This window comes from Amycolatopsis sp. NPDC004772 (assembly GCF_053601215.1).
Map to the genome: position 1 here is coordinate 36,718 of NZ_JBSGBK010000004.1, position 13,447 is coordinate 50,164.

Sequence of the window (13,447 nt, forward strand, 5' to 3'; positions counted from 1 at the left end):
GCCATCTTCCCCGAGCGGAGCGCTCAGCCCGGGACAGGGGCGCGGACGCGCCGCGACAGCGCCACCAGCAGCAGACCGGCCCCGGCGAAGCAGGCGAGCGCGTACAGCCCGCTGCCGATCGGCGTACCGTCCGCCGTGACGCCGTCCTTCGCCGCGAAGTAGGCCGGGAGCGCCGAGAGCCAGAACACCGCCATCGCACCCAGGTAAACGGCGGGGTAGCACCGCGTGAAGGCCGACAGGGGCTCGCCCGGTTCCCCGGAACGCAGGTGCGCCACGACGATCCAGCCGCCGGCCACCCACAGGAGCCCCAGCTCGACACCGAGGATCCAGGCCCGCGCGGTGACGTTGTCGCCGGCGAAGCCCGACGGAATCCCGGCGATCGCCATGGCCGGCGGCGTCAGGACACCGGCCAGCAGGATGCGCAGGGTCAGCCGGCGCCGGCCGCGGGTCAGGCGGACGACGAGGTAGGTCATCGCGGCCATCGAAACGGAAGCGAACAGCAGCATGCTGTTCAGCGGCACCGACGCGAAGGCCGGGTGGTTGACGATCGTGTTGGCCGGGTTCCACGCCCACCACTTCAGCTGCGGGCCGAGGTGGTCGAAGACCTCGTAGAACACCTGGCAGGTGAAGGCCACCGCCACCGAACCCCGCAGTGCCCCGCGCCGGAAGAGCCCGAGCGAGCGGACGACTTCGTAGGCGAGCTGGCTGATCACCGGGTAGAACGCCACGATGTAGAGCGGCAGCCGGTCCCCCATGAACTGCACGGTGAACAGGTTGTGGGCGAAGATGAAGCCGTACAGCCGGTCGAGCCCGAACCACTCCGGGAAGTACAGCGGCGGTTCGGTGACGAACAGGTAGACCAGCGAAGCCCACCACAGCGCCAGGTTCACCGGGTCGCCGGCACGACGCCGGCGCAGCGCGTGCACCAGAGCGAACACCGCGCCGCCGACGATCAGCACTTCCAGCAGCGGCATCGTCCAGTGGGCGAGCGCCCACGGCGGCCGGACCGACACCACCGGCGAGACGTCGTGGCAGTCGAACCCCAGCCCGCGGGTGACGGCTTCGGCGTCCGGTCCGCACGCCGTGCTCATCGCGCCGTCGCCGTCGCCGCCGAGTAGTCCGTGGCCGGTGGTTCCGCCTGGGGGTCGAACCCGAACGGCACGCGGTGGCGGCCCAGCGCGGCGCGGACGCGGTAGCGCACCAGGCCGGCGAGGACCCGCGGGGTGCGCAGCATCCGCCCCAGCGATTCGTCCAGGTTGAACACCTTCGCGAAGTGCTCGTCGACCACCTCGTCTTCACGGGCCGCGCCGACGACGAGGCGGAACGCCGGTGCCGACATCGCCGCGACGATGCGCCGCCGCCACTCCGGCAGCTGCTCGGTGCCGACCGCGCAGGCGTAACCCTGGTCGCGGGCCATCGCCAGGCTCCACGGCACCCGCAGCAATCGGCGTTGCGCGGCGAAGAAGCGCGCGGAGAACTTCGCGTCGAGCCGCTCCGCGCGGGCCAGGTGCTCGCGCAGCAGCAGCGCCGATCCCGACGCGGAGCTGATGCCCTGGGCATAGAAGGGGTTGAACGCGCAGATCGAGTCGCCGACGAAGACCAGCCGCCGCGCCCGCGTGCGCAGGCGGTCGTAGCGGCGCCACTTGTTGCCGGTCGACCGCGTGAGGTGGACCGGCGAGGCGGGGACGCAGCGGTCCATGGCGTCGGCGAACAACGGCGTCCGCACCCGGCGCGCCGTCTCCGCGAAGGCGGCCGTGGTGCTGGGCATCTCCAGTCCCCACGAGCCCATGCAGGCGATGACGCGATTGCCTTCGATCGGGAAGAAGTTGACCAGGAACTCGTGCTCGGCGGGGTGGTCGCCCTTGTCCGGCGTCGGCATGATCACCAGGTGCCGCCACCACCAGGAGGCGGGGCGCTCGGCGGGCAGGTCGTACCAGCGCGAGGTGTAGGTGACCTTGGCGTCGAGGGTCTGCACCTCGGGTTCGGGCCAGCCGGCCGCCGCGAGCCAGCCGGAAACCGGGGAACCGCGGCCCATGGCGTCCACGACGAAGTCGGCGTCGACGTGCTCCTCGTCGAGCTCGACTCCGGTGACCTCTCCGTCCGAGGTGGTCAAGCCACGCACCGAGACCCCCTCGCGGACGACGACGTTCGCCAGCTCGCGCACCTTGTCCCGCAGCACGCGTTCGATGAGGATCCGCGAGCCGTAGACCATCGTCATGGCGCTGCGCTTGCGGGCCGACCAGCCCGGCCCGTCGAGGTAGGCGGCGTCCATGGACGGCATCAGCAGCAGCCCGCCGGCCGCGATGAGGTCCTCCTCGAACCCGGGGAACAGCGCGCCGATCGCGCGCCGCCCGGAGTTGAGCAGGAAGTGCGGGTGCTTGCTCTGCGGGACGCCGCGGCGGTGTTCGGCGCCGTCGGGCAGTTCGTCGCGTTCCAGCACCAGCACCCGGTCGAAGTGCGGGGCGAGCGCTCCGGCCGTGCACAGGCCGGCGGCACTGCCCCCGAGGACGACGGCGGTCTTGCCGAGCCGCATGCGGATCAACTCCCGTCATTCATACAAACAGACATCGAATGTATGAATGACCACCCGTGGATGTCAAGCCCCCGTGAAGTCCACAGTGGACACGGTGGGCCGATTTCCGGCCTCCGGCGAGGGGACGCCCGGCTCCTCGCCGGCCCCGTCGGCCCTGCTCGCTTCAGCCGGGGGACCTGCCGGTCGGAGCACCCTGCGCAGACCTCGCCCGCCGGGCGGAGGCCGTCTCACGAGTTCACCCAGCCCCGCAAGAGTCCTATGTGGTCGCACGAGCGAACGGCGCCGGAAATGCCGAAGGGCCCCGCACCGGCTCGGTGCGAGGCCCTTCGGGAAAGACCGGGTTACTACTTCTTCTTGGCCGCGGAGGTGCGCTTGGCCGGAGCCTTGGCGGCCGTGGCCTTCGCCGCGGTCGTCTTGGCCGCGGTGGTCTTGGCCGCGGCCGGCTTGGCGGCGGCGGTCCGGGTGCGCGTCGTCGTCGCCTTGGCCGGGGTCGCCTTCGCCGTGGTGGCCTTGGCCGCCGTGGTCTTCGCCGCGGTGGTCTTCGGGGCCGCCTTGGTGGCGGTGGCCTTGGCGGCCGGCTTCGCCGCGGTGGCGCGGGTCCGCGTGGTCGTCGCGGCCGGCTTGGCCGCCGCGGCGCGGGTGGTGCGGGTCGTGGTCGCCTTGGCCGGCGCGGCCGCCGCGGCGGTCTTCGTGGCCGTCGCCCGCGTGCCGGCGGCGGCGCGCTTGACCGGCGTGGCCTTCGGGAGCTTCTTGGTGCCGGAGATGACGTCCTTGAAGGTGGTGCCGGCGCGGAACGCGGGCACGTTGGTCTTCTTCACCTTCACGGCCTCACCGGTACGCGGGTTGCGCGCGGTGCGGGCCGCGCGAGCGCGCTTCTCGAACACCCCGAAGCCGGTGATGTTGACCTTTTCGCCCTTGTTGACCGTCCGGATGATGATGTCCACCAGACCGTCCACGGCCTGCGCAGCCACCTTCTTGTCGTCGCCCAGACGCTCCGACAGCGCCTCGATCAGCTGGGCCTTGTTCGTCATTCCAGTCCTCCGTAGTGGAACTACCCGTCAGGCCCAACGGCCGACAGCGCACAGGGTATTACCAAAGCCGCACAAATCCAAACAGCGGAAGCAGCTTAACTCTGTTGTGTCGCGCGGGATTCCGGCCCGCGCGGACCGGCACCGGCGGCCCCGCACCCGACCCCGGAGCCGTGACCTGCGGCTTTCCTTCGCGTGACACCGGCCCGGAGCCGGGGAAGTCCTCATAGGACAGGTCCTGGCCTGTGCCCGACACCACGAGCGTTCCGGCGACGCGTTCGCAAAATCGAACAATTGATCGACGTCGAAGCATCGGAAAACCCTCGGCCGCAACCGAATCGCGGCGCGGGCGTAACGACCTCGGTGCGCCACGCGACCCTTGAGTGCCGGGAGAGATTCGCCGGCCCCCGGGGGTCGGCGGGGGTGGAGGCACGACCATGCGGAGCCGCAACACCGCCGATTCGTTGCAAGTCCATGCCGTGGCCGGATCCTACGTCGTGCTGTTCGGGATCGACCTGCCGAAGCGATTCACCAAGAACCTCCTCGGTTTCGCCATCGAGCGCACCGACCGCGCCAAGAAGGAGCGCTACTGGCTCCGCGGCCTGAAGGTGTTCGAGGAAACCTCCCGCGGGATCCCGCCCGGCACCTCGGTCAGCCTGCGCGACCACCCGCTGCAGTCCTTCCAGTGGGGCGACTACACCGCCGAGCCCGACCACGACTACGAGTACCGCGTCGTCGCCCTGTACGGCACCCCGAAGAACCTGGTGGTGCGCCGCGAGGTCACGGTGTCCGTCCACACCGAACCGGTCGACACGGGCACCCACGCCGTCCACTTCAACCGCGGGGTCGCCGCCAGCCAGGCCTACGCGCAGGAATTCGGCCGCCCGCCGCGCGACGGCGACCGCGGCGATCCCGCCTACGACTGGCTCTCCCGCGGCCTCGAGGAAGCCCTCCTGAAGTTCATCGGCGCGGCCACCGGGCCCGGGTACGCGCTGCGTGGCTCGGTCTACGAGTTCTCCTACCCGCGTGTCCTGGACGCCCTGAAGGCCGCCGTGGATCGCGGCGCCGACGTCAAGCTGGTCTACGACCGGCGCGGCCGGGCGAGCACGGATCCGAAGCGCGCCAAGGTCTGGCAGCAGTCGGAACCGGCCATCGCCGCGGCCGGCCTGGACGCGTGCATGATCCCCCGGAAGACCAACAGCGCCATCTCGCACAACAAGTTCCTGATCCTGCTGCACGACGGCACTCCGCAGGCCGTCTGGACGGGCTCGACGAACATCACCTGGGGTGGCCTGTTCGGGCAGTCCAACGTCGGGCACCTCGTCCGCGACCCCGCGGTCGCCGCCGAGTACCTGGCCTACTGGACCCGCTTGTCCGCGGACCCCGGCTACGACGAGATCCGGCCCGCCAACACCAGTGCCACCCCCACGCCGACCACGCCGCCGCCGACCGGGACCTCGCCCGTCCTCAGCCCGAGAACCACCCTCGACCTGATCGACTGGTACGCGGGCGTTGCGGGGCGCGCGAAGAAGTCCTTCTTCATGACCGCGGCGTTCGGCGTGCACGACAAGATCGCCGAGGCCATCGCCGCCGAGTCCGACGTGCTGCGCTACCTCGTGCTCGAAGAACCGCCCGACAGCGGGGACGTCGAATTCACCCGCGACAACGACGTCAAGGTCGCCGTCGGGTCGCTGCTGAGCACCGACATCCTCGACCGCTGGACCAAGGAACAGCTGACCGGCCTGAACTTCCACGTCCGCTACACCCACACGAAGTTCCTGCTCGCCGACCCGCTCGGCGACGACCCCCTGGTGATCACCGGCTCGGGCAACTTCAGCGACGCCTCGGTCCACGAGAACGACGAGAACATGCTCGTCATCCGCGGCGACACCCGCGTCGCCGACATCTACCTCGGCGAGTTCATGCGGCTGTTCACCCACTTCTACTTCCGGTACCTCCGGCAGAAACTCCGCGACGACTCCCCCGACGTCGCCCACCTCGTCCCCGACGACAGCTGGGCGGCCCGCTACTACGACCGCAGGACCCCCGGCTACCGCCAGCGGCTGCTGTTCCGCTGACCGGGAGGAGAACCCGATGCCGCTGGCCGACTACGGCGTCCTGATCGGCACGCTGATCTCGTTCACCCGCGAAGACCCGACCGACTTCGGGTCCTGGTACCACGGCAAGATGACCGTGGAGGCGCCGCTGGGGCGCTACGAATGCGCGGTCGACGTGTCGGCCCCGAGCGGGGTTCCGGTGCAGTACCGCGAAGTCCGCAACCTCGACGGCACGTTGTTCGCCCCGGTCGCCGGCCTCGGCCCCGGCTGGCACCGCCTCACCCGCGATGCCACTTCGGGCGCGCTGGACTACCTGCGGTCCCCGCTGCTGCGCGGCCGTGGCTGCCTGACGCTGGTCGCCAGTCCGCTGGCCACGGTGGTCAACGGGATCCTGCGCTCGCCCCGGTTCGGCTGGGTCGAGAGCACCGCGGACAACGCGCTGGACCTCCTGGAGCAGCGGCTGGCGAACTGCCGGCGGGTCTCCGTGTTCGGCGCGCCCTACAGCCACGGCCTGGGCGTGCACGACATCCACTACAACCAGGGCGACCCGCCGGGCCGGTTCCAGCACCTCGACGGCACCTGGCAGGACGGCGGCACGATCATCCAGTCGGTCACCGGCGAGCTCACGGCGTTCCTGACGAAGTTCAAGACCCAGGTCCTCGAGACCGACGACCACGGCCTGCCCGCCTGACCTGGATCAGACGGGCTCGGTCATCAAGGCCGGGGCGGCTCCGCCAACGCCTTCACCGCCACGTCAGCGCGCACCAAAAAACCCGCCTGACCTGGGTCAGACGGGCTCGGTTACTGCTGGTACCCCCGATGGGATTCGAACCCACGCTACCGGCGTGAGAGGCCGGCGTCCTAGGCCGCTAGACGACGGGGGCTTAGGATCTTCCCTGGTTTCCCAGGGGCTTTTCGGTTTTTCTTGCTGGAGAGAACCTACCAGAAGCGATTTCCCGCTTCGCAGGGGGGTCACTCTCCGCAGCTGGGGTACCAGGACTCGAACCTAGACTAACTGGACCAGAACCAGTCGTGCTGCCAATTACACCATACCCCAGTGAGGTACCGCTCCGGCTGGCCGGTTCAGCACCGCACGAGGAGAAATACTAGAGCACGCCGTTCCGGACGGTGAACGCGGGGGTGCCCGTGGAGGCGCCGCCGCCGCGCTGGGCCGGGACGCCGATCGTCGCGTACTCCGAAACCAGCAGCTCAGGCAGCTCCGCGAGGCCGGCCACCGTGTGGACGCCCTCCGGCGCGCGCTCGCCGATGCGGTCGCGGTCGAGCCAGACCGCGCCCAGGCCCGCGTCGCGGGCGCCGATCGCGTCGGTGTCCAGTTTGTCGCCGACGTGGACCGCCTGGGCGGGCGCGCAGCCCAGGCCGAGGCACACCGTGTGGAACATCACCGGGTCGGGCTTGGCCACCCCGAGCTCGCCGGCGATGGCGACGTGGTCGAAGAACGGCGCCAGCCCCAGATCGGCGATCTTCTTGCGCTGGTGCCCTCCCGAGGCGTTGGTCACCGCGGCCAGCATCAGGCCGGCCGCGCGCAGCCATTCCAGGCAGTCGAGGACGTCGTCGAACAGCTGCCACGAGTGGTCGAGCAGTTCTCTTCGGCGGCGCTCGAACGAACTCACCTGCTCGGCGTCGGCGCAGATGCCGATCTCGGCGAGGAAGCAGTCGGTGCGCCGCTGGTGCATCGTCGCGTAGTCGAGTTCGCCCGCGACGACGAGCGCCACGTGCTCTTCGGTGATGAGGTCCCACAGCGGCCACAGGTCGCCCCGGCCGGTGAGGATGTGGAGGCTGCGGCGGATCGCGGCGGTGCAGTCGATGAGCGTGTCGTCGATGTCCAGGCACACCAGCCGGAGCTCGGGCGGCGCCCAGGGCTCGGACGCCGCCGCGGCGGGCGGGGCGGTTCGCGACGGGGTCCGGGGTGCCAGGGCGAAATCCACCCAGTGAGGCTAGGGCAACCGCAGCGTTCGCGACGCTGCCAAAGAGGTGATTGCCGCTCCCCTGTTCCGGCGCACCGGCTCTACTCCCAGTCGGTGCGCCGTCCCCGTTCGGTTATACGGCCGCACGCGCCAGCCCCACCCGGGGCCACCGTGCGGCAATCGATTCCCCGCCGAAACCCCTTGTCCTGCTTGGAAATCCGCTCCGTCCACAAGGGCAGGTCCGCATTCCGCCGCCGCACCCGCACCCGTCCGGTGCACGGTCGACCAACTGTCGCGTGTGGACGGTTTCGGGCAACCGGGCGGCGTGCACGCGGCCGTCGCCCGATCAGCGTATCTCCGGTCACACCCCTTGACGCCGGTGCCGGGCGGGTGCATCCTCATCTTATTCAACAAGCGATGAATAAGGGAGATGGTCGAGATGACCGAGCGCACGACCTGCGTCGTCATCGGTGGCGGGCCGGCCGGGATGGTCACGGGGCTGCTGCTGGCCCGGGCGGGTGTCGAGGTGACGGTGCTGGAGAAGCACGCCGATTTCCTGCGCGATTTCCGCGGGGACACGGTCCACCCGTCGACGCTGACGCTGCTCGACGAGCTGGGCCTGGGCGAGAAGTTCCACGCGCTGCCGCACAGCGAGCTGACCGCGGCGGGCTTCCCGGAGGAGGACGGCACGCTGATGAAGCTGGCCGACTTCACCCGGCTCAAGGTCGCGCACCCCTACATCGCGATGGTGCCGCAGTGGGACTTCCTCGACCTGCTGGCCGAAAGCGCCCGCAAGGAGCCGACGTTCGTCCAGCGCATGGAGACCGAGTGCACCGGCCTGGTCCGCGAGCACGGCCGCGTCGCCGGCATCACCTACCGCACGGCGGCCGGCGAGACCGGTGAAATCCGGGCCGACCTGGTGATCGCGGCCGACGGCCGCTGGTCGCTGGCACGCCGCGAAGCCGGCCTGGTGCCCCGCCAGTACGACTGCCCGTTCGACGTCTGGTGGTTCCGGCTCTCGCGCGGCGAAGACGAGGAAGGCGGCATGCTGCTGCCGAAGATGCGCGACCGCCGGTTCGCGGTGCCGCTCCCCCGCCCGGACTTCTACCAGGTCGCCTACCTGGCGCCGAAGGGCGAAGACCTCCGCAAGCAAGGCATCGGAGCGTTCCGCGAGAACGTGACGCAGATCTGCCCCGAGTTCCACGACCGCGTGCACGAGCTGGAGACGATGGACGACGTCAAGTTCCTCGACGTGCGGTTGAACCTGCTGCGCAAGTGGCACGTCGACGGGCTGCTGTGCATCGGCGACGCGGCGCACGCGATGTCGCCGATCGGCGGCGTGGGCATCAACCTGGCGGTGCAGGACGCGGTCGCGGCGGCGACGCTGCTGGCCGAACCGCTGCGCCGGGGCCGTCCGACGGAGGCCGAGCTGGCGAAGGTGCGCTCGCGCCGGCTGGCGCCGACGCTGATGGTGCAGGGGCTGCAGCGCCTGATGCACCGGACCGTCGTGCGCGGGGTGATGAGCGGCAAGCGCAACGGCCCGCCGCTGCCGATGATCAAGGCGTTCGCGCGGTTCCCGCGGCTGTCGTACTTCCCGGCCCGGCTCCTCGGCCTCGGGCTGCGGCCGGAGCACGCTCCGGCGTTCGCCCGGCGGCCGATGGAGCCGGTGGCCCGGGGTTAGACGTTCTCGACCGGGTTGGTCAGGGTGCCGATGCCTTCGACGGTGATCGAGACGCTCTGGCCGCCCTCGATCGGGCCGACGCCCTCGGGGGTGCCGGTGAGGATGATGTCGCCGGGCAGGAGCGTCATGACGCCGGAGACGAACTCGACCAGCTCGGGGATCTTGTGGACGAGGTCGGACGTGCGGCCGTCCTGCTTGAGCTCGCCGTCGACCTCGGCCCTCAGGGCGAGGTCCGAGGCGTCGATCGAGGTCTCGATCCACGGGCCGATCGGGCAGAAGGTGTCGAAGCCCTTGGCGCGGCCCCACTGGCCGTCGGACTTCTGGAGGTCGCGGGCGCTGACGTCGTTGGCGACCGTGTAGCCGAGGATGACGCTCGCGGCACGGGCGGCGGGCACGTTCTTCACCGGCTGCCCGATGACGATGGCCAGCTCGCCCTCGAAGTCGACGCGGCCGACGTCCGGGCGGCGGATGGCCGCGTTGGGGCCGATGACCGTCGTCGACGGCTTGAGGAACAGCATCGGGGCGCTGGGCACCTCGTTGCCGAACTCGGCGGCGTGCTTGGCGTAGTTGCGGCCGACGGCGATCACCTTGGACGGCAGGATCGGCGCGAGCAGCCGGACGTCGGCCAGCGGCCACCGCTTGCCGGTGAAGTTCGGCTGGCCGAAGGGGTGTTCGGCGATTTCGAGGACCTGGGCGTCGTCACCGTCGCCTTCGATCGAGGCGAACGCGACACCACCGGGATGAGCAATTCGGGCTAGGCGCACGCAGCCAGTCTACGTGCGCCCGGCCGGTGAGCTAGTTCACGGTGGTGCTCTTGTGCACCAGCGCGTCGCACAGGGCCAGCCAGCTGGCCTCGACGATGTTGCCGTGCACGCCGACGGTGGTCCACTCACGTTCGCCGTCGGTGCTCTCGACCAGCACGCGCGTCACCGCGTCGGTGCCGGGGTGGCCCTGGAGGATGCGCACCTTGTAGTCGGCCAGCTCCACACTGTCCAACCAGGACAGGTGCGGGCTCAACGCTTTCCGGAGGGCGGCGTCGAGGGCGTGCACCGGCCCGATGCCCTCGGCGGTGGCGATCACGCGCTCGCCGCCGACGTGCACCTTGACCGTGGCCTCCGCCATGACCTCGCCGTCCGGGCGGTGGTCGAGCACCACGCGGTAGGACTCGAGCTGGAACGGCGCTTCCACCGGGACGTCGGCTTCCTGACGCAGCAGGAGTTCCAGGGAGGCGTCGGCGGCTTCGAAGGACCAGCCTTCGGCTTCGAGCCGTTTGACCTTGGTGATGGCGCTGGTGAGCGCTTCGGGCCGGCCGGCAAGGTCGACCCCGAGCTCACGTCCCTTGAGCTCGAGGCTGGCCCTGCCGGCCATCTCGGTGACCAGCACCCGCATGTCGTTGCCGACGGAAGACGGATCGATGTGGTTGTACAGCAACGGATCCACCTTGATCGCGCTCGCGTGCAGTCCCGCCTTGTGGGCGAAGGCCGACGCCCCTACGTAAGCCTGGTGGGTGTAGGGGGCGATGTTCGCGATTTCGGCAAGGGCATGGGAGACCCGGGTCAGCTCGGCCGCTCCTCCGGTCGGGAGGACGTCCATGCCGAGCTTGGTCACGAGGTTCCCGGTCACGGCGAAGAGGTCGGCGTTGCCGGCCCGTTCCCCGTAACCATTGGCGGTGCACTGGACGTGCGTCACGCCGGCCTGCACCGCGGCGACGGAGTTCGCCACGGCGCAGGAAGTGTCGTCCTGACAGTGGATCCCGAGCCGGAATCCGGTCTTCTCCTTGATTTCTTCGACCGTCTCGGCCAGGCCGAGCGGCAGCTGGCCGCCGTTGGTGTCGCAGAGGACGAGAACGTCGGCGCCGGCGTGCGCGGCGGCGTCCAGGACCCGGAGCGAGGTCTCGGGGGAATACGCGTAGCCGTCGAAGAAGTGCTCGGCGTCGAGGAAGACGCGCCGTCCTTCGCCGGTGAGGAACTCGACGGTGTCCCGCACCATCGCGCAGGCTTCGTCGACGTCGACGCGGAGGGCGCGTTCGATGTGCCGCAGATCGGACTTGGCGACCAAGGTGACGACGGGTGCTTCGCTGTCGAGAAGGGCCCGGACCTGCGGATCGGCCTCGGCGGTGAGGCCGGCCTTCCGCGTGGCGCCGAACGCGACGAGCGCGGCGTGCTTCAGCTTCAGCTCGCCTTTCGCGGCGCGGGCGAAGAATTCGGTGTCCTTGGGGAGCGCCCCGGGCCAGCCGCCTTCGATGAACCCGACCCCCAGCTCGTCCAGCAACCGCGCGACGGCGAGCTTGTCCTGGGCGGAGTAGGAGATGCCCTCCCGCTGCGCACCGTCGCGCAGGGTGGTGTCGTAGAGGTGGAAGGCGTCGCCGAGCGGGGTATCGGCGGGCTCCTTGCGGGTCACGGTCTTCTCCTAGCGGTTCTGGCGTCTTCCTGGCGTTTCAAGGCAACAAAAAAACCTCCCGCATGGGTGCGAGAGGTTGCGCGCCGGGGGCTCTTGTGAAGCTATCGTCCGGCGCGCTCGTCGATAATGATCGCGAAGCTGGTCACGGTCGCATCATGCCACAGGGGTTCCGCGGAAGTCCACAAGCTGGAGCGAGCTCCCACCATTCGGGAACCTGGCTGGCCTCCGCCAGCGAGGAAGTGCCACAGCGCGCGGGCTCGCCCCACGTAGGCCTGCCGCGGCTGAGCGGCCGGCCGTTGCTGCGCGGTGGAAGCGGGTACAGCCGACTCGGGCGATTCTCGATGCCCACCACCCCGAAGCCGGAATTGTCACTACGGCCGGTGGTACCGCGTCAAGGCGGGAAAGCGTGCCTTGACCCGGCACCACCGTCCGCGTGCTGGCTTCGGATCGGGGTGGCGGGGCAGGTCTGGGCGGGGTGCAAGTCCCGCAGTCAGCCTGCCGTTCGAGCCGGCTGCCGCGTGGTGGAAGCGGGGCTGCCGGCTGGCCTTCCCCGCACGTTGCGGGCCACAGCACCCCCACCGACCAAGCCCCACCGCTCCCTGGGGGCTGACCCCGGTCCAGCCTACCGCCACCCACCGACGAACCCGGCCGAAAAGGGCCTCCACAGCTGACCGGTCCACACCACGCCAACGTTGTGGACAAGCCCCCGGACGGGGCACGGAAAAGCCCCGCACCCCCAAAGGGCGCGGGGCTCTCCCGAAGAAATCAAGCAGTACGCACGTTCGAAGAAACCAGAGCCGCGAGCCGGTCGCCGATCGCCTGGGTCGCTCCCGGCGACGACTGGTCGCGTGTCGCCAGGTCGAACGCCACCGATGCCTCGATCCGCCGGGCTGCTTCCTTCTGGCCCAGATGGTCCAGCAACAGCGCCACCGACAGCACCGCCGCCGTCGGGTCGGCCAGGCCCTGGCCCGCGATGTCCGGGGCCGACCCGTGGACCGGCTCGAACATGCTCGGGTTGCGGCGGGTCATGTCCAGGTTGCCGCTGGCCGCCAGGCCGATGCCGCCGGTCACCGCGGCCGCGAGGTCGGTGATGATGTCGCCGAACAGGTTGTCCGTCACGATCACGTCGAACCGCGACGGGTCCGTCACCAGGTGGATGGTCGCCGCGTCCACATGGGAATACGCGACCGTCACGTCCGGGTGCTCCAGCGAAACCTCTTCCACGATCCGCGACCACAGCGAGCCGGCGAACGAGAGCACGTTGGTCTTGTGCACCAGCGTCAGGTGCTTGCGCGGGCGGGCCTCGGCGCGGTTGAACGCGTCCGCGACCACGCGCCGGACCCCGAACGCCGTGTTGACGCTGACCTCGGTCGCGATCTCGTGCTCGGTGTCCTTGCGGATCAGGCCACCCGTGCCCGCGTACGGGCCTTCGGTGCCTTCGCGCACGACGACCATGTCGACGTCGCCCGCGTCGGCCAGCGGCCCCCGGACACCCGGGTACAGCCGCGCCGGGCGCAGGTTGACGTGGTGGTCCATCTCGAACCGCAGGCGCAGCAGCAGGCCGCGCTCCAGGATTCCGCTCGGCACCGTCGGGTCGCCGACCGCGCCCAGCAGGATCGCGTCGTGCTGGCGGAGCTCGCCGAGGACCGACTCCGGGAGGAGCTCACCCGTCGAGTGCCACCGCGCGGCGCCGAGGTCGTAGTTCGTGATCTCCGCCGTCGGTACTACCTCGCCGAGCACCTTCAGCGCCTCGGAGACCACCTCGGGCCCGATCCCGTCTCCTGGGATCACCGCGAGCCGCATCCACACACCTCCGTCGACCG

General features: G+C 70.2%; 10 protein-coding genes and 2 tRNA genes. 3 read left to right on the top strand and 9 right to left on the bottom strand.

The window, feature by feature from the left end; all coding sequences use genetic code 11:
- Positions 1-23: 23 nt before the first annotated feature.
- From ACWEF6_RS03815 to ACWEF6_RS03825, 3 genes are all read right to left on the bottom strand, one after another.
- Positions 24-1,091 carry a hypothetical protein gene (locus ACWEF6_RS03815; protein WP_449681512.1) on the bottom strand — a complete coding sequence of 356 codons (1,068 nt, stop codon included), beginning with the start codon at positions 1,089-1,091 and terminating at the stop codon, positions 24-26.
- Entirely contained in the window at positions 1,088-2,533 is a 1,446-nt protein-coding gene (locus tag ACWEF6_RS03820; protein ID WP_449681513.1) for an FAD-dependent oxidoreductase, read from the bottom strand. Before ACWEF6_RS03820 ends, ACWEF6_RS03815 begins: the two co-directional genes overlap by 4 nt.
- A gap of 344 nt (positions 2,534-2,877) precedes the next feature.
- Positions 2,878-3,564 (bottom strand): HU family DNA-binding protein, encoded by a 687-nt coding sequence (locus ACWEF6_RS03825; protein ID WP_449681514.1) that lies wholly within the window; start codon positions 3,562-3,564, stop codon positions 2,878-2,880.
- A 476-nt stretch (positions 3,565-4,040) separates the two neighbouring features.
- Here ACWEF6_RS03825 and ACWEF6_RS03830 point away from each other — a divergent pair, with 476 nt between their 5' ends.
- A complete protein-coding gene (locus tag ACWEF6_RS03830; protein WP_449681515.1) occupies positions 4,041-5,639 on the top strand; it encodes a phospholipase D-like domain-containing protein in 1,599 nt (532 codons plus the stop codon).
- Between the two features lie 16 nt (positions 5,640-5,655).
- Entirely contained in the window at positions 5,656-6,309 is a 654-nt protein-coding gene (locus tag ACWEF6_RS03835) for a DUF2278 family protein (protein ID WP_449681516.1), read from the top strand.
- Positions 6,310-6,426: 117 nt separating this feature from the next.
- On the opposite strand, the gene ACWEF6_RS03840 is transcribed toward ACWEF6_RS03835, so the two are convergent.
- The 3 genes from ACWEF6_RS03840 to ACWEF6_RS03850 form a co-directional block, all read right to left on the bottom strand.
- A tRNA-Glu gene (locus tag ACWEF6_RS03840) sits at positions 6,427-6,502 on the bottom strand.
- Positions 6,503-6,603: 101 nt separating this feature from the next.
- Positions 6,604-6,675: transfer RNA gene (locus tag ACWEF6_RS03845), tRNA-Gln, on the bottom strand.
- Positions 6,676-6,724: 49 nt separating this feature from the next.
- Positions 6,725-7,564, bottom strand: a complete 840-nt coding sequence (locus ACWEF6_RS03850) for an HAD family hydrolase (protein WP_449681517.1) — start codon at positions 7,562-7,564, stop codon at positions 6,725-6,727.
- Positions 7,565-7,973: 409 nt separating this feature from the next.
- On the opposite strand from ACWEF6_RS03850, the gene ACWEF6_RS03855 reads away from it, so the two are divergent.
- The gene (locus ACWEF6_RS03855; RefSeq protein WP_449681518.1) at positions 7,974-9,224 is read left to right on the top strand and encodes an FAD-dependent oxidoreductase; all 1,251 of its coding nucleotides are present in this window, start codon (positions 7,974-7,976) and stop codon (positions 9,222-9,224) included.
- Here ACWEF6_RS03855 and ACWEF6_RS03860 read toward each other — a convergent pair.
- The 3 genes from ACWEF6_RS03860 to ACWEF6_RS03870 form a co-directional block, all read right to left on the bottom strand.
- Complete coding sequence (locus ACWEF6_RS03860) at positions 9,221-9,988, bottom strand: fumarylacetoacetate hydrolase family protein (protein ID WP_449681519.1); 768 nt, start codon at positions 9,986-9,988, stop codon at positions 9,221-9,223. The genes ACWEF6_RS03855 and ACWEF6_RS03860 overlap by 4 nt on opposite strands.
- 31 nt (positions 9,989-10,019) lie before the next feature.
- The gene (cimA, locus tag ACWEF6_RS03865; RefSeq protein ID WP_449681520.1) at positions 10,020-11,624 is read right to left on the bottom strand and encodes a citramalate synthase; all 1,605 of its coding nucleotides are present in this window, start codon (positions 11,622-11,624) and stop codon (positions 10,020-10,022) included.
- A 765-nt stretch (positions 11,625-12,389) separates the two neighbouring features.
- Positions 12,390-13,427: a 3-isopropylmalate dehydrogenase gene (locus tag ACWEF6_RS03870; RefSeq protein WP_086842303.1), complete on the bottom strand. Its 1,038-nt coding sequence runs from the start codon at positions 13,425-13,427 to the stop codon at positions 12,390-12,392.
- Between the last annotated feature and the right edge of the window lie 20 nt (positions 13,428-13,447).